The 24,043-nt window shown below is 38.6% G+C and carries 26 protein-coding genes and 1 pseudogene; 8 read left to right on the top strand and 19 right to left on the bottom strand.

All coding sequences use genetic code 11. From position 1 onward, the window contains the following. Positions 1–83: 83 nt before the first annotated feature. The 7 genes from G7058_RS11450 to comGA all read right to left on the bottom strand — a co-directional run bounded on the left by G7058_RS11450 (position 84) and on the right by comGA (position 3,901). Positions 84–416, bottom strand: coding sequence for a hypothetical protein (locus G7058_RS11450; RefSeq protein WP_166063647.1), 333 nt, complete (start codon positions 414–416; stop codon positions 84–86). Then, the gene (locus tag G7058_RS11445; protein WP_264372338.1) at positions 406–762 is read right to left on the bottom strand and encodes a ComGF family competence protein; all 357 of its coding nucleotides are present in this window, start codon (positions 760–762) and stop codon (positions 406–408) included. Before G7058_RS11445 ends, G7058_RS11450 begins: the two co-directional genes overlap by 11 nt. Positions 763–832: 70 nt before the next feature. Further along, on the bottom strand, positions 833–1,147 hold the full coding sequence (locus G7058_RS11440; protein WP_166063645.1) for a hypothetical protein: 315 nt from the start codon (positions 1,145–1,147) through the stop codon (positions 833–835). Further along, positions 1,128–1,559 (bottom strand): prepilin-type N-terminal cleavage/methylation domain-containing protein, encoded by a 432-nt coding sequence (locus G7058_RS11435; protein ID WP_166063644.1) that lies wholly within the window; start codon positions 1,557–1,559, stop codon positions 1,128–1,130. Before G7058_RS11435 ends, G7058_RS11440 begins: the two co-directional genes overlap by 20 nt. Continuing rightward, positions 1,556–1,840: a competence type IV pilus major pilin ComGC gene (gene comGC, locus G7058_RS12000; protein WP_166063643.1), complete on the bottom strand. Its 285-nt coding sequence runs from the start codon at positions 1,838–1,840 to the stop codon at positions 1,556–1,558. Before comGC ends, G7058_RS11435 begins: the two co-directional genes overlap by 4 nt. A 2-nt stretch (positions 1,841–1,842) precedes the next feature. Next, on the bottom strand, positions 1,843–2,898 hold the full coding sequence (gene comGB / locus G7058_RS11425; protein WP_166063642.1) for a competence type IV pilus assembly protein ComGB: 1,056 nt from the start codon (positions 2,896–2,898) through the stop codon (positions 1,843–1,845). Beyond that, a complete protein-coding gene (comGA, locus tag G7058_RS11420) occupies positions 2,852–3,901 on the bottom strand; it encodes a competence type IV pilus ATPase ComGA (RefSeq protein ID WP_227004450.1) in 1,050 nt (349 codons plus the stop codon). The genes comGB and comGA overlap by 47 nt, the downstream gene beginning before the upstream one ends. Positions 3,902–4,052: 151 nt before the next feature. Between comGA and G7058_RS11415 the strand changes: the two genes are divergently transcribed. Next, positions 4,053–4,949, top strand: a complete 897-nt coding sequence (locus G7058_RS11415) for a YitT family protein (RefSeq protein ID WP_227004449.1) — start codon at positions 4,053–4,055, stop codon at positions 4,947–4,949. Between the two features lie 65 nt (positions 4,950–5,014). Here the strand turns inward: G7058_RS11415 and G7058_RS11410 are convergent, their stop codons facing one another. Beyond that, positions 5,015–5,746 (bottom strand): YebC/PmpR family DNA-binding transcriptional regulator, encoded by a 732-nt coding sequence (locus G7058_RS11410; protein ID WP_166063639.1) that lies wholly within the window; start codon positions 5,744–5,746, stop codon positions 5,015–5,017. A 135-nt stretch (positions 5,747–5,881) separates the two neighbouring features. Here G7058_RS11410 and G7058_RS11405 point away from each other — a divergent pair, with 135 nt between their 5' ends. Next, on the top strand, positions 5,882–7,690 hold the full coding sequence (locus G7058_RS11405; RefSeq protein ID WP_166063638.1) for a M3 family oligoendopeptidase: 1,809 nt from the start codon (positions 5,882–5,884) through the stop codon (positions 7,688–7,690). Between the two features lie 47 nt (positions 7,691–7,737). On the opposite strand, the gene G7058_RS11400 is transcribed toward G7058_RS11405, so the two are convergent. After that, on the bottom strand, positions 7,738–8,613 hold the full coding sequence (locus G7058_RS11400; RefSeq protein ID WP_166063637.1) for a diacylglycerol/lipid kinase family protein: 876 nt from the start codon (positions 8,611–8,613) through the stop codon (positions 7,738–7,740). A 110-nt stretch (positions 8,614–8,723) separates the two neighbouring features. Between G7058_RS11400 and trhO the strand changes: the two genes are divergently transcribed. Both trhO and G7058_RS11390 read left to right on the top strand, forming a co-directional pair. After that, on the top strand, positions 8,724–9,695 hold the full coding sequence (gene trhO / locus G7058_RS11395; RefSeq protein ID WP_166063636.1) for an oxygen-dependent tRNA uridine(34) hydroxylase TrhO: 972 nt from the start codon (positions 8,724–8,726) through the stop codon (positions 9,693–9,695). 130 nt (positions 9,696–9,825) lie between these two features. Then, complete coding sequence (locus G7058_RS11390) at positions 9,826–12,483, top strand: transglycosylase domain-containing protein (protein ID WP_166063635.1); 2,658 nt, start codon at positions 9,826–9,828, stop codon at positions 12,481–12,483. Between the two features lie 75 nt (positions 12,484–12,558). On the opposite strand, the gene ccpA is transcribed toward G7058_RS11390, so the two are convergent. Further along, positions 12,559–13,572 (bottom strand): catabolite control protein A, encoded by a 1,014-nt coding sequence (gene ccpA, locus G7058_RS11385; protein WP_166063634.1) that lies wholly within the window; start codon positions 13,570–13,572, stop codon positions 12,559–12,561. A 221-nt stretch (positions 13,573–13,793) separates the two neighbouring features. Here ccpA and G7058_RS11380 point away from each other — a divergent pair, with 221 nt between their 5' ends. Continuing rightward, positions 13,794–14,888, top strand: coding sequence for an aminopeptidase P family protein (locus G7058_RS11380; protein WP_166063784.1), 1,095 nt, complete (start codon positions 13,794–13,796; stop codon positions 14,886–14,888). A gap of 35 nt (positions 14,889–14,923) precedes the next feature. Here G7058_RS11380 and G7058_RS11375 read toward each other — a convergent pair whose 3' ends face one another. Both G7058_RS11375 and G7058_RS11370 read right to left on the bottom strand, forming a co-directional pair. Then, positions 14,924–15,358, bottom strand: coding sequence for a YtxH domain-containing protein (locus G7058_RS11375; protein ID WP_166063633.1), 435 nt, complete (start codon positions 15,356–15,358; stop codon positions 14,924–14,926). A gap of 34 nt (positions 15,359–15,392) precedes the next feature. After that, a complete protein-coding gene (locus G7058_RS11370) occupies positions 15,393–15,854 on the bottom strand; it encodes a DUF948 domain-containing protein (protein ID WP_227004447.1) in 462 nt (153 codons plus the stop codon). Positions 15,855–16,057: 203 nt separating this feature from the next. Between G7058_RS11370 and G7058_RS11365 the strand changes: the two genes are divergently transcribed. Beyond that, positions 16,058–16,957 (top strand): mechanosensitive ion channel family protein, encoded by a 900-nt coding sequence (locus G7058_RS11365; protein WP_166063632.1) that lies wholly within the window; start codon positions 16,058–16,060, stop codon positions 16,955–16,957. 81 nt (positions 16,958–17,038) lie between these two features. On the opposite strand, the gene cbpB is transcribed toward G7058_RS11365, so the two are convergent. The 4 genes and pseudogenes from cbpB to racE all read right to left on the bottom strand — a co-directional run bounded on the left by cbpB (position 17,039) and on the right by racE (position 19,541). Then, positions 17,039–17,524 carry a cyclic-di-AMP-binding protein CbpB gene (gene cbpB, locus G7058_RS11360; protein WP_166063631.1) on the bottom strand — a complete coding sequence of 162 codons (486 nt, stop codon included), beginning with the start codon at positions 17,522–17,524 and terminating at the stop codon, positions 17,039–17,041. A 61-nt stretch (positions 17,525–17,585) separates the two neighbouring features. Next, the gene (locus G7058_RS11355) at positions 17,586–18,110 is read right to left on the bottom strand and encodes a YfcE family phosphodiesterase (RefSeq protein ID WP_166063630.1); all 525 of its coding nucleotides are present in this window, start codon (positions 18,108–18,110) and stop codon (positions 17,586–17,588) included. Positions 18,111–18,126: 16 nt separating this feature from the next. Continuing rightward, positions 18,127–18,717, bottom strand: a pseudogene (locus G7058_RS11350) (XTP/dITP diphosphatase); the annotation flags it as partial. A gap of 20 nt (positions 18,718–18,737) precedes the next feature. Then, positions 18,738–19,541 carry a glutamate racemase gene (gene racE, locus G7058_RS11345; protein WP_166063628.1) on the bottom strand — a complete coding sequence of 268 codons (804 nt, stop codon included), beginning with the start codon at positions 19,539–19,541 and terminating at the stop codon, positions 18,738–18,740. A 104-nt stretch (positions 19,542–19,645) separates the two neighbouring features. On the opposite strand from racE, the gene G7058_RS11340 reads away from it, so the two are divergent. Next, positions 19,646–19,948 carry a hypothetical protein gene (locus G7058_RS11340; protein WP_166063627.1) on the top strand — a complete coding sequence of 101 codons (303 nt, stop codon included), beginning with the start codon at positions 19,646–19,648 and terminating at the stop codon, positions 19,946–19,948. Positions 19,949–20,222: 274 nt separating this feature from the next. Continuing rightward, complete coding sequence (locus tag G7058_RS11335; RefSeq protein WP_166063626.1) at positions 20,223–20,633, top strand: DUF2507 domain-containing protein; 411 nt, start codon at positions 20,223–20,225, stop codon at positions 20,631–20,633. 59 nt (positions 20,634–20,692) lie between these two features. On the opposite strand, the gene trxA is transcribed toward G7058_RS11335, so the two are convergent. From trxA to G7058_RS11320, 3 genes are all read right to left on the bottom strand, one after another. Next, a complete protein-coding gene (gene trxA / locus G7058_RS11330) occupies positions 20,693–21,004 on the bottom strand; it encodes a thioredoxin (RefSeq protein WP_166063625.1) in 312 nt (103 codons plus the stop codon). A gap of 71 nt (positions 21,005–21,075) precedes the next feature. Further along, positions 21,076–23,454 carry an endonuclease MutS2 gene (locus tag G7058_RS11325; RefSeq protein ID WP_166063624.1) on the bottom strand — a complete coding sequence of 793 codons (2,379 nt, stop codon included), beginning with the start codon at positions 23,452–23,454 and terminating at the stop codon, positions 21,076–21,078. A gap of 37 nt (positions 23,455–23,491) precedes the next feature. After that, positions 23,492–24,040 (bottom strand): CvpA family protein, encoded by a 549-nt coding sequence (locus G7058_RS11320; protein ID WP_166063623.1) that lies wholly within the window; start codon positions 24,038–24,040, stop codon positions 23,492–23,494. Positions 24,041–24,043 lie beyond the last annotated feature (3 nt).

Raw genomic sequence — 24,043 nt, 5'->3', positions numbered from 1 at the left:
ACATTGAGGAAAAAAACCACGTCACTCCAACAAAAAATCTTTAAACTAGCCTTTTAGAGACAAAAAAAGACGAAAACAAGAGATTAGTTTTCATCTTTTTCTTCTATATAATAGTCGACTACTTGTGTTTCACTATAACCATTTTCCAACTGACTTGTAATTTGGTAGTTTTTTTCTCCCAAGCGCTGAATTTTTACTTCTCCAATATTAAACGTAATCTTCGAAAGACTGGCATCCTCATTTAATTGCCTTTCCGTTAGCCCGAGTAATGCCTGAGATTGGTAGTGATTCTTCAAAAGGATATAGGTTTGCATTTGATTCTCGTAAATGGTTAAAAAACTAAAAAATAAAAGCTGGGTCACTAGCATGGTCAGTAAAACGAATGGTAAGACTGCTCCACGTTCATTATTTAGCAAGTGGAATCAATCCTTTCAAATTCTGCTCATTTGTAAAGGTGACATCTATTAATAATCCGGTCGGTTGATTCTGAAACTTTACTTGCTTCACCCGATTTAAAACAGGCACATATCCGGCTCTATTGCGTTGCCATCTTATCTTTGAGCCATGCTGCGCATAGGTAATCGTATCCAGACTTCCTGCTTCTTCGAGTATAATTTCGTAGGGATATACGTTCTTTAACTTTTTATTTAAGACATCATGTTCGGTCTGGTTCAAAAAAATATGCCATTCGATATTGTTTTTACTTTTACCGAGGTATTCTTCTGTTTTCAGTAACACTCGGAACGTTGCTCCTACGAGCATTAAGACAGACGTGCTTATAAACAGCGCTAATAAACTCTCAACTAAGGTGAACCCCTCTTGATTACATATTCTAGTAAAACATTTCAATAGAAAGTACCTCGCTTCCATTGGCACTCTCAATCTTAACGCTTTGCAGAGCACCAGACTTCTGCCACACCATCAGATTCCCGTCACTCGTTCTATTTATAACGGTTTCTCCCTGATTGAGGACATGGACGGAATCTTGAAAGTATCGCCACCCTTCTACTTCACTTTTCATGTTACTGATTGCTTGAAACATTTGGGTAAAAGAAGTCACCATAATAATGATAATCATGCTCATAATACTTAAACTCACTAAACTCTCAACTAAGAGTGAGCCACGATTATTTCTTTGTTTCTTCAAGTTCAAACCTCCCCCACCCAAACTGAAAGGACAGCCGCATGCGGATATTCTCATTATAAAATATGAGCGTATCCGGCTGTATATAACCACTGTAACCTTTAATCCAGAAGCTATTGATTAAAGGTCCGGTAACCGATGCAGGCTGTTGAACAACTGACGGTGGCTTCCCCTCCTGTGTGAAAGAATAACTGATACGTTGGTCTTTAATTTTTCGCTCTACTACAAAACTTTTACCTGTAATAACAGCAGTATTTTGTGCCTGTTCAATTTCACTTGTTAGTTCTTTCATGAAATAACGCAATTCGTAATTCGCTGTTTGAACCGTTTGAACCTGTGTTGAGACAAGCATAATAATCGAAGTAATAAGTAAAACAACTATACTTTCAAATAATGTGAAGCCCGCTTGTTTCATGGCACAGAAATTTCCCACTTTGTCGCCTTATCTACCTGTTCTTTGGTTAAGTAACCGTCAACTTGTAGCGATTCATAAGTTGCGTTCACACCTTTTTCAAATCTGTAGAGACTGGCCTGTGTTTTAACAACCTGGGTCAAAGCATATTCTGCCTCTTTATTGACCGTTTTTGTTGTCTCACCAACATTAGGAATTATCAATAAACTAAGTACCGATACAATAACCAGGACAATAAGCATTTCAACGAGTGTAAAACCGTGTGTATTTTTAAGTAATTTCATAATTAATTCACTCCTGTCATCAGATTTATCATGGGTAACATTAAGGTTAAATAAATAAGCACAACGAGCAAACCCACCCATAAGAACATAATTGGCTGAATAAGCGCAATCATTCTTTCCAAGCGCGTTATTAAATTCTTGAAACATGATTCAGCATAAAAATTCAATTTGACTGACAATTGGCTAGTTAATTCACCTTGATGCATCATCCAGACTAATTCAGTGGTAAAGATGGGGATACCTGAGATAAAAACCGGCAGAGAATACCCCGCGAAAAAGCTCGCTTCCATTTGTCGGGCTAATTCAGCTAGTAGCTCATCATATTCTTGTTTTTTTAGTTCTTCAATCATATGCGTCAGGGATAAGCCATTTTCTAAAAAATTAGCTAATTCCTTGCAAAAATAAAATGTATAGTAGAGACGTACAAACCTTCCGATAACAGGGAGTTTCGCTATGAAAACCGCCTTACTCAGAGCATCATTTCTTCTCCAATACCACTTAAAAGCACCACCAATTAAAAGCATGCCAATAGCTGCTACTAAAAATAATTGCGGTAAATAACGCAAATACCATAAAATAAGTTTAGTTAGTGTATTAGAAGTCTCTCCCAAAGATTCTAGTGTCGGCAGCATGAACCTCCTGACAATAAAGAGCATGCTTATGGCCATAAAGACTAAAAATAGCGGGTAAATCATTACTTTGATAAACGTACGTCTCTGCTTCTCAATTTTCTTAATATACGCAGCACAGTAATCTAAAGTTTGAATAAAATCACCATGTTGAATGGCTAAATGTAATTGCGTTAACGTCCGTTGTTCAAAACCATAGGCTGTAATCGCTTGGACAAAGTATGAGCCTGCTTCTAAATTGTCTTTAATTGTTTCAAAATCCGTTCGTTGATGGGGCATCGTCATTTCTAGAAAATGGATGGCATCATATAAAGGAAATCCCTCATTCAAAAGTTCCGATAGTTGTAGAAGAAAGTCAGATTGTATTTTGGTCGACCATTTTTTAGGGGATTTGATGGTTTTTGAGATCTTTTTCGGTAATATAGCCACACCCATATGCTTTACGTAACTTTGTATTCATCTGCGCAAAGTCACGATTCTCCTCCTTATTAGATAATGTCGTCTGTAACTTCTGAGATACTAATGATTCAAATAGAATTGCCTTTTTCTCATGCATGTGATTGTGACTGCAGTAGAGTGAACATGCACCCCTACATAAGGGACAGTATTTGTTGATTAATCGTTGGGATAAAATACCAATCAAAGACTGGCGCATTTGCTCGAGCGTTACACCCAGCTCCAAAAGACGCTCGATGACACCCACACAGGACTTCGCATGAATGGTAGCCAAGACTAAATGCCCGGTTAACGCACTGCGGATAACCATCTTAGCTGTTTCTGCATCTCGAATTTCACCGATAACTAGTATATCGGGACGATGCCGAAGTGATTGCTTGATTAAGACTTCATAGGAAAGTCCAGCTTTTTCGTTAACTTCAGCCTGCAAAAATTTCGGTTCTTTAATCTCAACGGGATCTTCCATGGTCATGATATTGAGTGGTTCTTGGGAGTATTTTTCACGAAGTAAATGATAAATAGTCGTCGTTTTCCCCGAACCAACGGGACCAGAAAAAAGTATCAACCCGCTTTTGTACTCTAGCAGCCGTTCAAGTTCATAATAATCGGACGGAAAAAACAGCTGAATGTGCACATTTGAAACGTGTTGATGGTCATAAAGAATTCTCAATACCATAGACTCTTGATACAAATAATTTGAAATCGTTGAGATTCGAAACTCATATTGTTGGTTCGCGATTATAATATTGCAGGAACCTGACTGAGGGCGACGTCTTTCACCAATATCCATACTGGCCAAAAATTTAAAGTGTGATAAAAAGCGTAATCCTTCTTCATGAGTTAAGCGGGAAATTTGCTGTAGGCCTGATGGAACACGGAAATAGATTTCGTATTCGGTTAGTGTCGGTTGGATGTGAATATCTGAAACACGGTTCTTAGTTGCCAGATGCAGTAAGCTCTGTAATTTATTTTCCAATTTGTTTCCTCCTCTCATATATATATAAGCAAAAAATGTCGAAAAGCTTTTTTTAATTAAATTAAATTTTTCTCATTTAGTGTTAGTTTTCAGAAAACTAACGAAAACAGGTTATAATGGGATTATTCTATCGATAAGGAGGTTTACATAAGTGAAAAGAAGCGTCTTATATTCTCTATTCTGGTGTACAGTAGGAGCATTTATATTTTCAATTGCTATTAATACATTTTCAATTCCAAACAATTTAGGAGAAGGTGGCGTTACAGGAATCGGCCTGATGATTTTCTATCTAACAGACCTGCCCGTAGCTATTTCGACCTTTGCTCTAAATACAGTTATTCTAGCAATCGGTTACCGATTCTTAAATAAGAGCACCATGCGCTATACTATTTTTTCAATGTTCATGACCTCCCTATTTCTGCAAATTACAAGCGGATGGGCGTATCAAATGGATGCGGTAATTTTAGCACCGCTTTGTTCCGGTGCTTTAGTCGGAGCTGCTGTAGGAATTATCATGCAGGCGGGCGGTTCAACCGCTGGAACAGACATTATTGCGTTGATTATGAATAAGTACTTGGGGTGGAGTACGGGTATCGCGTTAGTAGTTTTAGATATACTGATTGTGACTCCGTCTGTCTTCATAATTGGCTTGGAGAATGTTCTGTTTACGATTGTGCATTTGTATGTCCAAACCAAAGTGTTGAACTTTATCCTTGAAGGGTTTAACCCTAAAAAATCAGTGTTTGTTGTCAGTGACAAATACGAAGAAATTGCCCGGGAAATTGAACAGGTCATTGGACGGAGCATGACTTTATTCGATGCACGCGGCTATTATCGCCAAGATGAGAAAAAAGTCATCATGGTTGTAATTAACCGTCAGCAATTAATGCCATTGACGAAGGTCATAACCCGAATTGATGACAAAGCATTTGTTGTCATAAGTGAGGTTCAAAACGTCGTAGGTGAAGGCTTCTCTTATGTGGTATCGGACGAAGAATACCAAGCGAAGATTACAGAATACGTCGATAATAAAGAATACGAAAGCTAAAAAAATAAGCTGGTAGATTGCGTTCATAATGAACGGTCTACCAGCTTATTTTTTTTGTTCTTTTCTTAGTCATCTAAATTAGCGTTGTGATAAACTTCTTGCACATCGTCGTCTTCTTCTAGCTTCTCCAACATCATACGGAACTTCGCTTCATTTTCCGGATCAATATCCACCATTGTTTGTGGGAACATCGTCGATTCTGCTTGCTCCAATGTGTAGCCTTCAGCTTCCAAGGCATCACGGACTTCTTTCCAATCTGAAGGATTTGTATAGATTTCAAATACTTCATCACTTGTTACGAGCTCTTCCCCGCCTGCTTCTAAGACGCTCATTAGCATCGTATCCTCATCCACGTCCAAACCTTCACGTTCGATTACGATATAGCCTTTACGATCAAACATATAGGCAACAGAACCGGACTCACCCAAAGCACCACCGTTTTTGTTGAAAGCTACACGGATATTTGTAGCTGAACGGTTACGGTTGTTCGTTAAGGCTTCAACCAATACTGCGACACCATTAGGTCCGTATCCTTCATAGTAAATTTCTTCGTAGTTTTCACCCTCACCATTTGATGATGCTTTTTGAATGGCGCGGTTAATATTATCGTTAGGCATGTTTGCTGCTTTTGCTTTTTCAATTTTTAATCGTAAAGCCGGATTAGATGAGGGATCTGGGCCGCCTTCTTTCGCTGCAAGGTAAATGTCTTTAGAAAACTTTTGAAAAACTTTCCCTCTCGCTTGATCCGCTGCACCTTTAGAATTCTTAATCTTACTCCATTTTGAATGTCCTGCCATTCAAATCCCTCTTCTCTCAAATGTATAGTTACTAATATATTTTATCAGTCAATAGCCAGACATGCAATTCCTTTTGCGTTTTGCAAGATAATAGATTAAAGTAATTAATAACACTTGTTTGAAGGGAGAAATGATATGAAATATTCATTAACATGGGATTTAGAAAGTATTTTCCCAGGCGGTAGCCATTCAGAGGCATTAAAGGATAAATTGAATCAAATTGAACAGTTATTAGAGGAATACCATACATTAGCTGAAAGTTGGAACCCTGAAAAGGATAAACCAGCTTATGATGTTTTCTCAACATTGATTGAAAAAAGTGAAACATTGGTCAGCGCTTTAGGGCAAGCAGGCAGCTTTATCAACGCTGTTCAATCGGCTGACGTAACCGACTCACATGCTGGAACAGTTATTTTTGAAGTATCTAAATTACGCGGTGGTTACACGGTCATTCAAAATGCAGTGATTAAAAAAATTGCAACCATTTCAGATGCTGATTTCGATTCTTTAATTACGCACGAGGATTTTAAACATCTAGCTTTCGCCCTCTCAGAAACGCGCGATGAAGGTGTCCGTTTGCTATCTGAAGCAGAAGAAAATGTTATTTCTAAATTAAGTCAAGATGGTTTCCATGCTTGGAGCAATCATTATGATACATTGGTTTCTCTTATTAAAATACCTGTAGCAGATAAGGATGGGAACATTCAAGAACTTTCTGCGGGACAAGCTATGAACCGGATGTATTCGGATTCGGACCCTGCAGTCCGTAAACAAATATTTACAGAGTGGGAAAGAGCATGGGGACACTATGCCCCGCTATTTGCAGATACATTAAATCATCTACAAGGCTTCCGTTTGGAGAATTATAAACTGCATGGAGAAGAAGATTTCATGGTGGAACCACTACGCTATAATCGCATTCAAAAAGAAACCTTGGACGCGATGTGGAATGCAATTAGCAAAAATAAGCAGCCTTTCTTTAAGTTTATGGAACGTAAAGCCGCTTTGATGGGTAAAGATAAGTTAGCTTGGTACGACGTGGATGCTCCTGTTTCAGTTGGTGATTTTAAGGCACGTACGTTCACTTATGATGAAGCAGTTGATTTTATTAATGACAACTTTGCTAAGTTTGGTCCGAAATTAGCTTCCTTCTCACAAGATATCATCGAAAAAGGTTGGGTTGAGGCTGAGGATAGAACTGGAAAACGTCCGGGCGGTTATTGTACAAGTTTGCCGGAATCAAAAGAGTCCCGCATTTTCATGACTTTCACCGGTTCAGCAAGCGATATGAGTACATTGGCACATGAAATCGGCCATGCCTTCCATAGTTACACAATGTGGGATTTACCACGGATGAACACGCGTTATGCGATGAACGTAGCGGAAACAGCTTCAACCTTTGCAGAAACACTCGTGGCCAGTGCTACTGTTGAAGCAGCAAATTCAAACGAAGAAAAAATTTCTTTATTAAATACAAAATTAGAAAATGCTACTGCAATGTTTATGAACATTCATGCGCGTTTCCTATTTGAACAATCTTTCTATTCAGAAAGACAAAAAGGTCTCGTTACGGCTGATCGTCTCTCTGAATTGATGGTCACTGCTCAAAAAGAAGCCTTTAATGACAACCTGAGTGAATATCATCCACACTTCTGGGCATCTAAGTTACACTTCTTTATTGATGGGATTTCTTTCTACAACTTCCCATACACATTCGGATTCCTCTTCAGCCTAAGTATCTTCGCTGAATACAAAAAGAATCCGGACGGATTTGAAGATAAGTACATTGCCCTTTTAAGAGATACAGCTGTTATGTCAACAGAGGATCTTGTTCAAAAGCATCTTGGAAAAGATATCACGGTTGAATCATTCTGGGAGCAAGGCATTGCGATTATGGTAGAAGATGCGAATGCGTTCTTGGAATTGACAGAAAAATACGTCTAGTAAAGTACTATGAAAAACGGTCTGGATTTTTCTCCCAGACCGTTTTTTTATTGAGAACTATAAACAGGCAGTATCTTCGGGATGACCTGTATATGCAATTCTCTCCCTTGCTCTTTTTCGCCATCGACATTCAGGCTATAGGGCTTTGAAAGTATGAGGCTCACTTCTTTAGTCGAATAAATCGCAACTTCCTTATTTTCTTGAATTTTACCGGCTAAAATTCGCGCAACATAATAACCAGCCTTCAAGAATTTAAAGGTAGGAAATACCATAATGCGAAACCTACCATCGTCCGGTCGGGCATCTTGAAAAAAACGCCCCATCCCTGCTACTGAATTCAGTAAAGAGAGAACCACGAGTGATGATTCCCCACTCATACTGTGATTATCACTTTTCATTTCATAGGTAAACGGTTGTTGCTTCATCGCGTACTTGGCGCCGTTGAAAAAATAAGCTGCTCTCCCCCATTTAGTTTTAGACTCTGATTGCACATCATGAATGGCTTGAGGGATACCACCAATAGCGACCAAGGAAATAAAATACGTTTCATTTAACTTGCCGACATCAATATACTTTACTGTATCCTTTTTAAGAACTGCGATTGCTTTAAATGGATCTAGCGGTATATTTAATGCTCTAGCCAAATCATTGACGGTTCCCGCTGGAATGATACCCAATTTGGGAATGTATTTTTGTTGCATCAAGCCATTCACGACTTCTCGAATAGTGCCGTCGCCGCCCACTACTATAACAGTATCAGCATTTATCGTACGGCCATAATGAATTCCGTCACCTTTTTTCTCGGTATAAACAAACTCTATTTCATTAAATTTATGTGTGAGGACTTTAGTCAATTCCGGTAAGTATTCTTTATAACGGATTTTTCCTGAAGAAGGATTAATAATAACCAAACACTTTAGCATCTTATGACCTCCTTATTTCAAAATTGTAACATTTGAGCTTAGGGGTAGCCACAATAAAGCTTTAGGACTATAATAAAGAGTAAAAGTAAAAATTATTGGAGGAATTAAATATGGCAGGAGATTTTCGTGTCCTACTATTTTATAAATATGTAGAAATTAGCAATGCTGAGGCATTTGCACAAGAACATTTAGAATTTTGTAAGAGTTTAGGTCTAAAAGGACGTACCCTTGTTTCTGAAGAAGGTATTAATGGAACGGTTTCTGGTACGATTGAACAAACGGATGCCTACATCGCGCACATGAATAAGGACGAACGTTTTAACGACATTATGTGGAAAATCGATGAGGCAGATGGACATGCATTTAAGAAAATGCACGTTCGCTACCGCCCTGAGATTGTTTCATTACAATTGGGTGAAGAAGATTTGAACCCGAATCAAGTAACAGGCCAATACTTATCACCACAGGAATTTAAAGAAGCAATCTTGGATGAAGATACCGTCGTCATTGATGCACGTAATGACTATGAATTCGATCTAGGTCATTTCCGTGGCGCAGTTCGCCCCGATATTCGTAATTTCCGTGAGCTTCCTGAATGGATTCGTGAAAACAAAGAGAAATTCATGGATAAACGCGTTGTTACTTACTGTACTGGTGGTATCCGCTGTGAAAAATTCTCAGGTTGGTTAGTAAAAGAAGGCTTTAAAGATGTGGGTCAGCTACATGGCGGAATCGCAACTTACGGTAAAGACCCTGAAGTTCAAGGCGAATTATGGGATGGTAAGATGTATGTCTTCGATGAACGTATCGCTGTGGATATCAACCAAAAAGAACACGTAATTGTTGGGAAAGATTGGTTTGATGGAACACCATGCGAACGCTACGTGAACTGTGGTAACCCTGATTGTAACCGTCAAATCATAGCATCGGAAGAAAACGAACATAAATACCTACGTGGTTGTACACACGCATGCCGTGTGTCCCCTCGTAATCGCTATGTGAGCCAAAATAATCTAACAACTGCAGAGGTCGTAGAACGCTTGAGCCTAATCGGCGAAACGCTTGAGACAGCAACTGTATAGAATAACGGCATTAAGAAACCAGATATATTACAATCTGGTTTCTTTTTTATATCTATCGGGCCACAAAATAGATACCCGTGCCTATTTTTGATATAATAGCGAAGACTATGCAATCAGAGAGAGGGATAAAATGAATAAATCAGATGGAAACCAGTTTGATGATTTTCTTAAACACGTTTCTTCATTCTCAAAAAAGACGTATTCGAATGTAACGCATTCTTTCAAACGTCTATCTGGGCAACTTAAATCGAATGATACGCTTTATACCATTGCTTCTAAAAGTGCATTTGGTTTCAACGTTACGTACGGCGTAGTGAAAACGATTATGATATCAGTTTTAATGATTGTTTCCTTACTTGGCTTTTTAGGTCTTGGTCTTGGCTTAGGCTTATTCGCCTCCCTAGTAGATGATGACCTGCCGCCCGATCGTACTGTGATGGCCCAAGCAATTGGAAATGTCGAGCTTGTATCCAGTCTTCATTATAGTAGTGGTGATTTGATTTCCGAGGTTCGGACGGACTTACAACGTTCTGTGATTCAATACGATCAGATTTCACCATTCATCATCAATGGCTTAATCTCCACAGAAGATGAGTACTTCCACGAACATAATGGTATTGTTCCAAAGGCTGTCTTTAGAGCCGTAATAACGGAGGTTTCTGGACTTGGTGAGACAACCGGAGGATCAACCATCACACAGCAGCTTGTAAAACAACAACTCTTATCCAGTGAAGTAACGTTCTCCAGAAAAGTGAATGAAATGCTTTTGGCAATGCGCTTGGAAAACTATTTCGAAAAGGATGAAATTCTTACTGCCTATTTAAATGTATCACCATTTGGTAGAAACAGTGCGGGCTCAAACATTGCCGGAATCGAAGAAGCTGCACTTGGAATCTTCGGAGTTCATGCAAATGAAGTGAACTTGCCGCAAGCAGCTTTCTTAGTTGGTCTGCCACAGAATCCTTATATTTACACACCTTATACAAATTCGGGAGAAATCTATGAAGATAACTCTGCGGGTGTCAATCGTATGAAGACTGTGTTAACCCGTATGTTCGAGGAACAGACGATAACTAAAGAAGAATACGATGCAGCAATGACTTACGATATTGAAGCAGACTTCATTCTTGAAAAAGACGGCAATCTTAATAACCATAATTATCTGTACCAACAAGTCGAAAAACAAGCAATTGAAACATTAATGGCTGTTGAAGCTGAGAAAAATGGTTTGACTTTCGAGGAAGTTGATGCGAACGTCGAGATGTACAATGAGTACTATTTCAGAAATCAGAATTATCTCGAAACAGCTGGAATCAAAGTCTATTCCACAATTGATAAGAACATTTATAACGCAATGCAAGAAGCCGCAACGGAATTTGCTCCAAACCTTGGAGAAACTTATGTAGACACCTATGTAGATGAAGCAACAGGTGAAACGAAGGAATATACAGAACTGGCGCAATCAGGCAGTATTTTATTAGAAAATGCGACCGGTCGTGTTCTAGGATTTATCGGTGGCGTTGATTTTTCAACGGATCAAGTGGACCATGCATTTGATGCACCCCGCTCCCCTGCTTCGACAATCAAACCATTAGCCGTATATGCACCAGCAATTGAGATGAACCTTATCTCCCCTGCTTCAATGTTGCCAGATACGCCAATGGGTGAAGAAGCGAGACAAGCAGACGGTTCTATTTGGGAAGTGTCAAATATTGGAAATGTTATATCCAATAAACTGGTTCCAGCTAGAAAAGCATTATATGATTCTATGAACAACCCGACTGCCAAACTTTATCTCGAAATGTTGAGCAAAGGTATGGAGCCTTACAAATACATGGATATGATGGATTATGAATTAATCGATGATAATAAACAGTTTGGAGCTTTTTCACTGGGAACAACAGACGTAACTGTTGCTGAACAAACGAATGCTTTTGCAACATTTGCGAACCACGGCGATTTCATTCCCCACTACCTGATTGAAAAAATTGAAGATGTAGATGGTAACATTATCTACGAACATGAGCACGAAGCCAGAGAAGTCTTCTCCGATCAAACAGCTTATCTCACTTTGGATATCCTGCGGGATGTTGTTGATCTAGGGTTCTCAAACCGAATTACAAACTACCTAAACTTCAACCCTGATTTAGCAGCCAAAACTGGTACATCAGACAAGAATACAGACTACTGGTTTATTGGCAGTACTCCTACCGTTACCTTAAGTTCATGGGTTGGTTACAATAATAAATATGAAACGCATGCGTTCTATGATCCATACTTTACAGGGTGGCCCTCACTTAACAACATGCAATATTGGTCACTGATCGCAAATAAAGTTCATGCCGTGAATCCTGAAACTTTCGGTATTGATCAAATCCATCAGCGTCCGGGTGGTTTAGTTGAAAAATCTGTGGTCGCTTCCACGGGAACACTTGCTGGTAAAGTAACCATTCCGGGTTCTAATCGTTCGGTAAATATAGATGGAACTAAAACGACAGATTTATTCAAAGAAACAAATCTTCCGAAAGCACCTACTTACAACTTCTCTCCAGGAGCGACAGATGCTGATATCAAGTTAGCATTTTGGAATGCTGAGGAAAAGAAATTGAAAGATGCTGAAGCTAAGAAAAAAGCTGAGGCAGAAGCTAAGAAAAAAGCGGAAGAAGAAGCTAAGAAAAAAGCGGAAGAGGAAGCCAAGAAAAAGGCGGAAGAAGAAGCCAAGAAAAAGGCGGAAGAAGAAGCTAAAAAGAAAGCTGAAGAAGCTGCAAAAGAATCTGAGGGTAGTTAAAGTAACGAATAAAAAAACAGAGGATCGGGAATTATCTCCCCGCTCCTCTGTTTTTTATTTGAATCATTAACATTTCTATTCTTCTTCTAGCGTTGTTGTGCCACGGTAAACAATTTTGTATGGCAACGTGATTGTTTTTTCATCGATTTCTTCTTTGTTCATAATTTTAGTTAGAAGACGCATTGCTACTGCACCGATATCATAAAGCGGAAGCATAATCGAACTTAGTTTTGGACGAGCCATTTCAGTAATTTTAGAGTTGTTACTTGAAATAATCTCAAAGTCTTCTGGTACATTAACGCCAGCGTTAATAATACCGTTTAGCAAACCGATTGCTAACTCATCGTCCGTAACATAGGCACTATCAATTCCTTTTTCAAGTAACTGTGCTGCCATGCTCTCGCCTGCGTCAACCGATCCATCACTTTCGAAAACAAAGGATTCATCATAAGTAATACCTGCAGATAGAAGCGCATTTTTGTATCCTTTCAAGCGGTATTGACCGTTGATAGGATTAGCGATTTGAGAAGAAATAAATCCAATATTTTTTCTGTCGCTTTCAATTAATTTTGCAATTACTTTTTCTGTCGCGTCGATATAGTCAATGTTTACACTACCAACTTCTTGGTCAGGATCAACAGTCCCTGCAAGTACAACAGGTGTTTTAGAACGTGCAAATTCTGCACGTAGTTCGTCTGTAATCTTGTTACCCATATAAATGATTCCGTCCACTTGTTTAGCTAACAAAGTGTTTAGAACTTGGATTTCTTTATTTTCATTTTGGTCAGAGTTTGCTAGGATAATGTTATACTTGTACATAGTAGCAATATCGTCAATACCACGAGCTAGTGATGCAAAGAACACATTCGTAACGTCTGGGATAAGAACACCAACAGTCGTTGTTTTCTTACTGGCAAGTCCACGGGCAACAGCGTTAGGACGGTAGTCTAAGCGATCAATTACCTCCAATACTTTCTTACGTGTAGATGGTTTTACGTTTGGGTTTCCGTTTACAACACGTGAAACAGTAGCCATAGAGACGTTGGCCTCGCGGGCAACATCATAAATTGTAATTGTTTGTTTCTCCATTACTTATTTCTCCTTTATATTCAGATGTTTTTTATTTTTTTATCTCTACTAAAAGATAGCATTTTATTCTCTATGAAAACTTATCATTATTTTCATGAAATTGCAAGCGTTTTAGTTGTTTTTTCATGAAAAAAGCAACTATTTTTTCACAATTTTGATTATGTGTTATAATATACCACAAAAAGGAGGAAAATAAATTGAATAATAATATAAAAAGTATTATGAGTGATATGAAAAAAAATAATATCGACGTTGCATTTTTTAGCGACCCCAGTACAATCCATTTAATGACGGGTTATTTGAGCGAGCCACATGAACGCATTTTAGCATTCATGATTTTTAAGGATGCGACTCCAATTCTCTTCACCCCTGCTTTAGAAATTGAAGATGCCAAAGCAACCGTTTCCAACATCCAGGTGGAAAGTTACCTTGATACCCAAAACCCTTGGGAAATCATCCAAACTCTGATAATTAGTAAAGGAATATTGCACTCTAATTGGGCGATAGAAAAACAACATTTAACTGTTCAAAAACTGGAGGCACTACAAGAATTTTTCCCTAGAGGCTGTTTTACTTTCGACTACTCTCCTTTTATGGCAAACTTGCGTATCAGCAAATCAGCCGATGAAATTGAAAAAATGAAAAAAGCTGGATACTGGGCTGATGAAGCTATCAAAATCGGAGCACTTGCCCTTCATGCTGGAGTAAGTGAACTTGAAATCGTTGCAGAAATCGAATACCAATTAAAAAAGCGCGGAATTAGTCAGATGAGTTTTGACACGATGGTACTCTTTGGTGACAATGCTGCAAACCCACATGGGACTCCCGGAGAAAGAAAGCTCAAAACAAATGAGTTTGTGTTATTTGATCTAGGTGTTGTCTATGAAGGATATACTAGCGACGTTACGCGGACATTATTCTTCGGTGACGCTCCTTCCGAACAACAAGAAAAAGTTTATAACCTTGTTTTGAACGCACATGATGCGGCTATGGCAAAAGCTACATTAGATATGTCTGCTTCTAACTTAGATGGTATCGCACGCAACATTATTGCGGATCAAGGGTATGGCACTTACTTTAACCATCGTCTCGGTCACGGGTTAGGACAAAGTGTCCATGAGTTCCCTTCAATTATGGAAGGAAATGAAATGCCGCTTGTAAAAAATATGTGTTTCTCAATTGAACCCGGTATTTATATCCCCAATGAAGTAGGTGTCAGAATTGAAGACTGTGGTTACTTAGATGAACATGGCTTCCATTCTTTCACATTTTTCCCGACACATCTAACCGCATATACAGATTTTATGAAAAGCTAACAAAAAGAGACTGGCATGCCAGTCTCTTTTTGCTATTAAAGATTCATATCTGTTTCTTTTTTAGCTTCTGTTTTTGCTTCTTCAACAACCTCAGTTGCAACATCTTTTCCAACTGAAGCAGCTTCTTTAACGTCAGCCATTGTTTTATCAACTTCTGTTTTTGCTTTTTGGAAATCTTCTGTTACTTTACCTTTAGTTTCATTATATTGTGATTTCAAGTGGCTTGAAGTATCTTTCAAGCTAACTTTGATATCATCTGTTGTTTCTTTTGCTACTTCTACCAACTCGCTGCCTTTTTCAACTGCGATGTCTTTGTAGTCGTACATTGTATCCATAAAATCATCAAATTCATTTGAGATATCTTCACGAAGTTCTTTACCAGACTTTGGCGCGTACAGTAGTGCTGTAATAGCTGCTGCTGCTCCCCCGATAATTGCTCCTAGTACAAATCCGCCTTGTTTTTTACCCATTTTAATTTCTCTCCTTCGTAATTAAGATAATTTTTTAGTAAATATTAATATTGGTGTCTTGGGCAGCTTTTTTCTCTTTGCGACGACGGTTTAATGTGGTTGCAGTTCTTCCGAGCTTGCTGACAGAAGACTCTTTCTTCAATTTGTTCGTTTTACCGGTAATTGAGGTTGCCAGGTTTCGTGTTGACTGATTCACATCAGAAACAGTGACTCCCAGATCCCCAATCGCTGTAAATAATGGGTCGGTCTTACTTATTTTTCCGTTTAAATCATCGACCAATGTATTCGTCTTATTTAACAATCCTTCAACCTCAATGGAAAGATGGTCAACATCTTTAGTAATTACTGCAATACTCTTGTTTGCTTCCTCAGCAATTTTTGATACCTCATCGAGAATAACCGTTGCTTTTCGGATTGCTAGGATTAAAAAGACTGCTAAAGCTGCAAATGCGATTGCCGCAATCAGCCCCGCTATTTCACCCCAACTCATATGCATTCACGCTCCTCTACTACTTATTGTGTTGCAATATAGCACTAGTATTTTTTCTTATTTGCAACAACTAGCTTACTGAAATAATATCACAAGAAAACAAGTAATGCTATTGAAAGCACTTCAAATATTCTGTTTCCTCCTCTTTGACCAGTAATAGAAAAAATGCTACTCTTTAATCATCAAAGATATATAAAGGATGTAAGGCTATGAAATTTTTGGCAACTACCCCCGGAGACAATCCGATTGACGAAACAATTGATACAGTAGTAAAATCTTCTAATTATTTTGTAAGATGGTGGAACTCTATTAATTGGACAGAAATAATTTCTCTCATCATGACAAAAGCAATCTTCTTATTACTGACACTTTTGTTATTCTTTCTTATCAAGAAAATCATTACGTTCTTAATGAAGCGAACTTTCGAACGCAAAAGAAACAAGATGGATTTTTCCAGCAGTCGAAGAAGTACTATTTATAAGATGTTGGAAAATGCCTTCTCCTATACACTCGCGTTCTTCTTTATTTACACTGTCTTATCTATTTTGGGTATTCCAATTTCAACCCTCATAGCCAGTGCCGGAATTGCAGGTTTGGCTATTGGTTTAGGTGCGCAAACATTTATTAATGATATCGTAAACGGTTTTTTTATTTTATTGGAAGATCAATTTGATGTAGGTGATTCCGTTACAATCGGTGATTTCTCCGGTAAAGTTGTTTCAATTGGACTCCGCTCTACACAATTGCAAGGTTTCGATGGAACCCATCACTTTTTACCAAATCATACAATCGATGTCATCAGCAACAACTCACGTAATAATATGCGTGCGATGATTGAGATTCATTTGCCGGCTGATACAGACTTTGATCAAGTACGCCAGATTCTGGAAAAAGTTAATAAGCAGTTAGTACCAAATTTCCCGGAAATCGTCAGCGGTCCAAGTTACATTGGTCCCCACAATGCTCCTAACGGTCTGTTAACCATGAAAGTTGTCTTCTATACGTTGAATGGACAACAGTTTAATGTACACGACCATTTTCTAGCTAAGTATTTAGATGTATTAGGCGAAAATGGGATTACTCTGCCTAAACAAAGTATTGTAGGTTAAGATGAAAAGTGGTTGCGTTTTGAGTACATAAAATTATCAGAAATAAAGAAAGGTGTTGGGAAAAACTCCCAACACCTTTCTTTATTTCGCATTTGATGTTTCTTTTACTAATAACGTGTATTGATTATGAATTTCGTGGACGAGATGGTTCACCCGACTTAAAATTTCCTTACGAGTGACGATTCCTTTAAACACACCCTGCTCATCAGCCAAACATAAGAAGCTGTGATCGATTAAATTTCTTAAGACATCTTCTAATTCGTCCGATTCATCTACTATCGGAACATTTGTATCCATGACATCTTTCACTTTTAGTGTTTCAAGTGCTTCAAAACGAATGGCATCCAATCCCATAATGGCATTCATAATCATCGACATTGAAATTAAACCACGAATATGTGATTCATTGTCAAGCACGGGTATCGCATTGTAGCCTATTTTAGATAGGACGAGTACCGCATGGTTCAAGTTATTATTTAAATTTAAGTTGGCCACATTTTCGCTTGAAACGAATATTTGACCGTCATCATCTTGAAGGAGCATTTTTCTAACTTCTTCACTAATCATACAAACCCTCCTTGATACTATTCATTAAGATTAGTATACGATGAATACGCTATCAGTGTACTTAAAATTTGATTAATTTATCACTGTGATAAGACATCTTTACTAGCTGTACATGTTTATCGGTATAAACTTGGATATCAAGGTGCGAGCCCTCAGCTTTCAAGAGACAGTAAGTAGGCTCAGTTAGACGTCCTCTCGGAGACTGGATACTGCCAGGATTAATAAAAAAGATTCCGTCTTGATAATCAAATTTAAGTTCGTGGGAATGTCCATAAAAAACGAATGGAACATTTTCTTCTCTTGCGGTTGCTTTTAGTTGTTCCAGTGTCCTTTTTACATCATGGTGATGTCCGTGTGTAACGAGATATTCGTACTCAAGCTTACGACTCACAAAAACATCTTGATAGCCGCCATCAAAATCACAGTTACCACGAACAGTATCCATTATTCCCCATATCAAATCATCTGATGACAATTCAGAATCACCGCAGTGAACAAACGCATCCACTTTATCCGAATAACGTGATACGAGTTCATTAAGAATTCTTTTATTGCCGTGACTATCACTAACGATTAATAGTTGCATAATGCCCTCCTGCTGTCTAGTTGAACCAATCATCGATTAAATTATCCAACTGCTTTAATGCTTCTGACCGGTGACTAAAAGTGTTCTTTTCTTGGTCAGTTAATTCGCCAAATGTTTTGTTCAACTCTGGGTAGAAAAAGAGCGGATCATAGCCAAAACCGTTATCTCCTTTTGGAAATTGTGCGATTTCACCGGTTACTTTCCCTTCCACTACCAAGCTCTCTTTGTCTGGATGAGCAAGGACCAACGTACAGTGGAAATGTGCTTGGCGACTGCCGCCTTCCAGCTCACCGAGCATTGCTAAAACTTTGGCGTTGTTAGCCGCATCACTCTTTGGTTCTCCGGCAAAGCGCGCTGAAAAAACGCCCGGTTGACCATCAAGTGCATCAATCATGATGCCTGAATCATCTGCAAGAACTGGTGCTTTTAATAGCGCACTAATTGTTTCTGCTTTAAGACGTGCATTTTCTTCAAATGTGTAGCCTGTTTCTTCAACTTCAGGAATTTCTGGGTAATCCAATAACGTTTTTATTTCGAAACCTTTTGGCTCTAATAGTAGTTTAAAATCATTGGCTTTCCCTGCATTTTTTGTCGCTATAATTAATGTGCTCACTTATTTGCTCTCCTTTAAACCGTTACTTGTGTAATATCAATTTGTTCCATTTCCAACCATTCTGTGGCAATTTCAGAGAATAGCCTTTCAGAACCTGTTGTAAAGAATTTATAGACACGGGATTTTCGATTTGCATAATCTGCTGAAATATTATAGTAATCCAATAAGGTACTCACTTCAGAAACAGCTTCTGCTCCAGAATCAACTAGCGTCACCTGTGGACCCATAACATTCTGGATTTGGTGCTTTAATAAAGGATAATGTGTACATCCGAGTATCAATGTATCCAGTCCCATCTTAGCTAGAGGTTCCAATGTCTCATAAACAACCTTCTTAGCGATGGAAGTATTAATTTGATTACTTTCTACTAAAGGGACAAACTTTGGACAGCTCAGACTTTCCACCTTGATAGTGGGATCTTTATCAAGCAAGGTCTGCTCATAAACATTACTGGCGATTGTCCCTTTTGTTCCTATTACGCCGATACGATTGTTTGTTGAGTACTTAATAGCAGCACGGCTACCAGGCAATATAACACCAACGACCGGGATAGAGATTCTGCTTCTTATTTCATCAAGCGCGACGGCAGTAGCCGTATTACACGCTATTACAAGTAACTTTATTTCTTTCTCCAATAAAAATTGGACTAATTCCCAGGTGAATTCCACTATTTCTTCAGCAGGTCGTGGGCCATATGGACAACGGGCGTTGTCACCAATGTAGTAGATGGATTCATTAGGCAATTGCTTCATCGCTTGTTTAACAACTGTTAAACCGCCCACACCTGAGTCAAGAAAACCGATTGCTTTTTCATTCATATAAACGTCCCCATCCTTTTAGTTACAACAATTATTATAACAAATATTCGGCAGTTTAGCTTGGATATGATACAATTAAAGAAATATTAAACGGAGGTGGTTCTTTGAGTTATCAAGCAATTATCACGATTATGGATCGCGGTTTATGCAGTAAAGCGGTAGAAGCTGTGACCGAAACTGGCTCCCATTCGGGAACATTACTAAAAGGTAGAGGTTCAGGAATACACGAGAAAAAAACAATCTTAAACATGGCTCTAGAACCCGAAAAAGATATTTTACTACTGATTAGTAAAGAGGAAAATGTGGACGAAATCGTACAGAACATGGATAAGAATCTTAACTTAACAGAACCAGGTCAAGGCCTCTTAGTCAGCATGAAAGTGAAGCGGATGCACGGTATGCGATAAAGTATGTTCATAGACGAAAAAGGAGCTGGGAAATAAATCCCAGCCCCTTACTTTTTTGTGAATAAAAATTTCCTAAAAGCGCTCAAATTAATAGCGTTTTGACTCTTCTTTCCAGTCTTGAACATACTTAACAACTGGAAGGACAAGCAGAATGAGGCCTATCCATTTTCTAAATGTTCTCATGCTTACAACCACCTTTCAATTCCATAACTTATCTAAATTATGCATGAATTAACCAAAAAATGCTATTAATAACTACGAAAGAAGGAACGAAATGTCTCAAGATAAGAGAAGTGAACTTATTGATTCCCCACATTTCAACTACATCCTAATCAGAGATTTTCTTTTAACCAATATTTTAGGTGATGATACGGATGAAATTTTATACTGGAGCGGGAAAGAACTTGCCCGTCAGTTCCCACTGACAGAAAAAGATGCTGTTATTGATTCTTTCTCTCATTGTGGCTTTGGAGAGTTGATACTAATCAAAAGTGAAAAAGATCAAAACCAGTATCAGCTTACAGGTGATCTTGTCTCAACAAGACTTCTGAACCCAGACGTATCATTTCAACTAGAAGCTGGCTACCTTGCTGAACAAATAAATCATATTACCGGTTCTTCCTGCGAAGCACGTGTGACTATCACCGATAAAAAAGAAGTTCTACTAGTCGTTACAATCGAGTAAGATGGAATAAAAAAACGTTAGGCTATCCGAATTGGGAGCCTAACGTTTTTTGGTTTTGCTTATACGTATTGTTCTAATACTTCTTCTAGCTTTTCTTTAGCTGTGTAACCAACCAATTTTTCTACAACTTCGCCATCTTTTTTAATGAGCAATGTCGGGATACCCATAATACCAAATTGTTGTGGTGTTGCAGGGTTTGCATCTACATCCATCTTAGCGAAAGTCACTTGGTCACCCATCTCTGCATCTAATTCATCAATGATTGGTGACTGCATACGGCAAGGTCCACACCATGTTGCCCAAAAGTCTACAAGAACTACGCCTTCTTTTGTTTCTGTATCAAAGTTTGCATCTGTAATTTCTCTAACCATTATTTATTCCCCCTGTTATATTTTCGTGTATTTAGTATATCAAATATTATACACGAAACCCATTTATCTGCCTAACCTTTAAAAACCGCAATTGTAGCACCGTTACCACCCGAACTTTGTGGTGCAAAATCAAACGACTTTACTTGCGGATGCCGTTTCAATGCATCCGTCACGCCTTTTCTGATTGCACCGGTCCCTTTGCCATGGACAATAGTTACTTGCGGATACCCTGCTAGTAGCGAAGCATCTAAATAACTATCCAACTCCTGCAACGCTTCCTCATAGCGGAAGCCGCGTAAGTCTAATTGCGTTGACACATGACTGGCCGTATTCGAACGGACAGTAGCAATTTGACGCTTGGTTCGTCTTGTTTCTTTCTCAGGTTCCGGTTGAATTCTGCGTAAATCTGTCTCAGGTAATTTCATTTTCATGATTCCCAGTTGGACAACCCACTGATCTTGACCGGACTTCTCGACTAAAATACCACGTTGGCCATAAGACTCTGTAATAACTTCGTCCCCGACTTTTAATTTTTTCTTTTCTTTTTCGCGACGCAAGACTTTATTGCTTGGAACGGTATCTTCTTGCCTCAAATCATCGAACTGTTTACGTAAACCGATCAATTCATGTTCTTTGACCTGCGCATTCTTCGAAACGTTCATTTGCATTTCTCTGATTTCTTGCATCAGCAACTCTGCTTCTTCTTTGGTCTTGGAAAGAATGCTATTGGCTTCTTTCTTAGCCTTGTCTATTTCTTTCTGTTTCGCAAATTCTAAAGTCTCAGTTTCCCGCTTCAATTCTTCAAGTAAGCGATCTGACTCTTGAATTTGCTTTTCAAGACGGTGCGATTCCTGCTCTGCTTTTCTTCTTTTTTGTTCTAAATCTGCAATCATTTCATTCAGTGACTGATTGTCTTCTTGAATAAAACCTGTTGCTTGGTCAATAATTTGAGATGGAATTCCCAATCTGCGTGAAATGTCAAAAGCATTACTGCGGCCTGGGATACCAATCTGCAGACGATATGTAGGAGCCAATGATTCACTGTTAAATTCCATACTGGCATTGATTGTACCCGGGCGGTTGTAAGCATACACTTTTAATTCGGGATAATGCGTAGTAGCCATGACATAGCTCCCTTTAGCCCCGATATAATCCAGTATAGAAATGGCAAGAGAAGCACCTTCTTGCGGATCCGTCCCTGATCCCAACTCGTCAAACAATAGTAACGATTGGTCATTTGCTTTATCTAAGAATGAGACGATATTCGTCATATGAGAAGAGAAGGTACTCAAACTTTGCTCAATAGATTGTTCATCACCGATATCAGCAAAAATTTCAGTAAAGATACCAATTTGACTGTCTTCAGCAGCTGGGATTTGTAAGCCCGCCTGTCCCATTAGTTGGATTAAACCAAGCGTCTTCAAGGCAATCGTTTTACCCCCAGTGTTTGGACCAGTGATGATGAGTGCTTGATATTCTTCACCAATCAACAAATCATTCGCAACAACATCTTCTTGGTCAATTAAGGGGTGACGTGCCGCCCAGATAGCAACATGATTCTCTTTGCTCAAATGCGGTTTCGTTCCATTGATGCTTTCTGAATAACGCGCTTTCGCATTAATCATATCTAAGATAGCCAAAATTTCATGATTATAGCGTAATTCTTGGATATGCAGCTCGAGTAAAGCTGATAATTCGTAAAGGATACGTTCTTCTTCACGCTTTTCGTCGGCTCTTAAGGTACGCAGTTTATTATTCAATTCAAGCACTGCTTGAGGTTCAATAAATAAAGTTTGTCCCGTCGCACTTTGATCGTGCATAATGCCCCCGAAGGCATTCCGATATTCTTGCTTCACAGGCAAAACAAAGCGATCATTTCTAATTGTCACCAATGTTTCACTCAAATAGCTAGCCTTGGTCCGGATTAAATCATCCAATTTCGTCCGGATAGCACCCTCGCCACTTTTGATAGCTTGACGAATACGGCGTAGCTCAACGCTTGCATCACTTAATATGTCGCCATCATCTGAAACAGATGATGTGATTCTTTTTCTTAAGTCGGGTAAATCGACCAAACCATCAATAATTTCATAGAGATGGAAAAACGCAATTTCATGCTCGCGGAACCAATCAAAAAAACTCATTACTTCTTTGGTCGTGCTAAGTACACGTCCAATTTGGGCAATCTCTTTTCCGTTTAAGTTTCCACCAATCTGTAATCTTTTCAATGGCAGTCCGATATTAGCTAATCGGGGTACCGGAATACCGCCTTTTAGACGCAACACTTTCCGGCCATCATCAGACTCATCTTGCTTTCTCTGTACGTCTTCGAATGTAGTAGACGGTTCTAAGGTAAGTAGTTGTTGTTTACCGATTTCAGTTGCAGCAAACTTTGCCAATTGCTGTCTTATCTTTTCAAATTCAAGTGTTTTAATTATTTTTGAATTCAACCCATTCACCTCTCCTGCGGTTGATTTTCAGTATCTATTACGCGGCAATAATGCCAACCCACCATTCGTAAACAGTAGATGATAAATAAGGCGTGTTTTGAATAATCCAATTTGCTAAACCACTTTCTGCCAATTGATTTTGAATAAAATCAAAAGGTATAAATGTAAAGAAGGATAATAGTAAAAATACGCCAAAGTATTGCATCAATAACCCAAGGATTGCTCCACCTAAATTATTGACTTGTTTCAATACCGGTAAATAAGCGAGTGAATTTAGCATGTAGCCAAGGATTCTCGTCACTAACCACCCAGCAGCAATAATAATTAAGAATGATAAAGCGTTATAAAAGGCTAGGTCTAAATTCAATTTTTCTAGGGTATCGTAATATACCATCTCATCTCCTATTCCTGGTTGGGAATACGGAATCAGCATTTCTAAGTGCTCAGCTAAAAGTAAATAATAATTTTTTGCAACAAAAAATGAAACGATATAACCCGCCGTATGAACGACCTGCAAAATCAGACCACGTCTCTGCCCTGCATAAACGCCGATAAAAAGGATAATTAATATAATTAACGTTAACATGTT

The organism is Jeotgalibaca porci (assembly GCF_011299095.1).
GTDB lineage: Bacteria > Bacillota > Bacilli > Lactobacillales > Aerococcaceae > Jeotgalibaca > Jeotgalibaca porci.
This window is presented reverse-complemented; position numbering and strand designations above follow the sequence as displayed.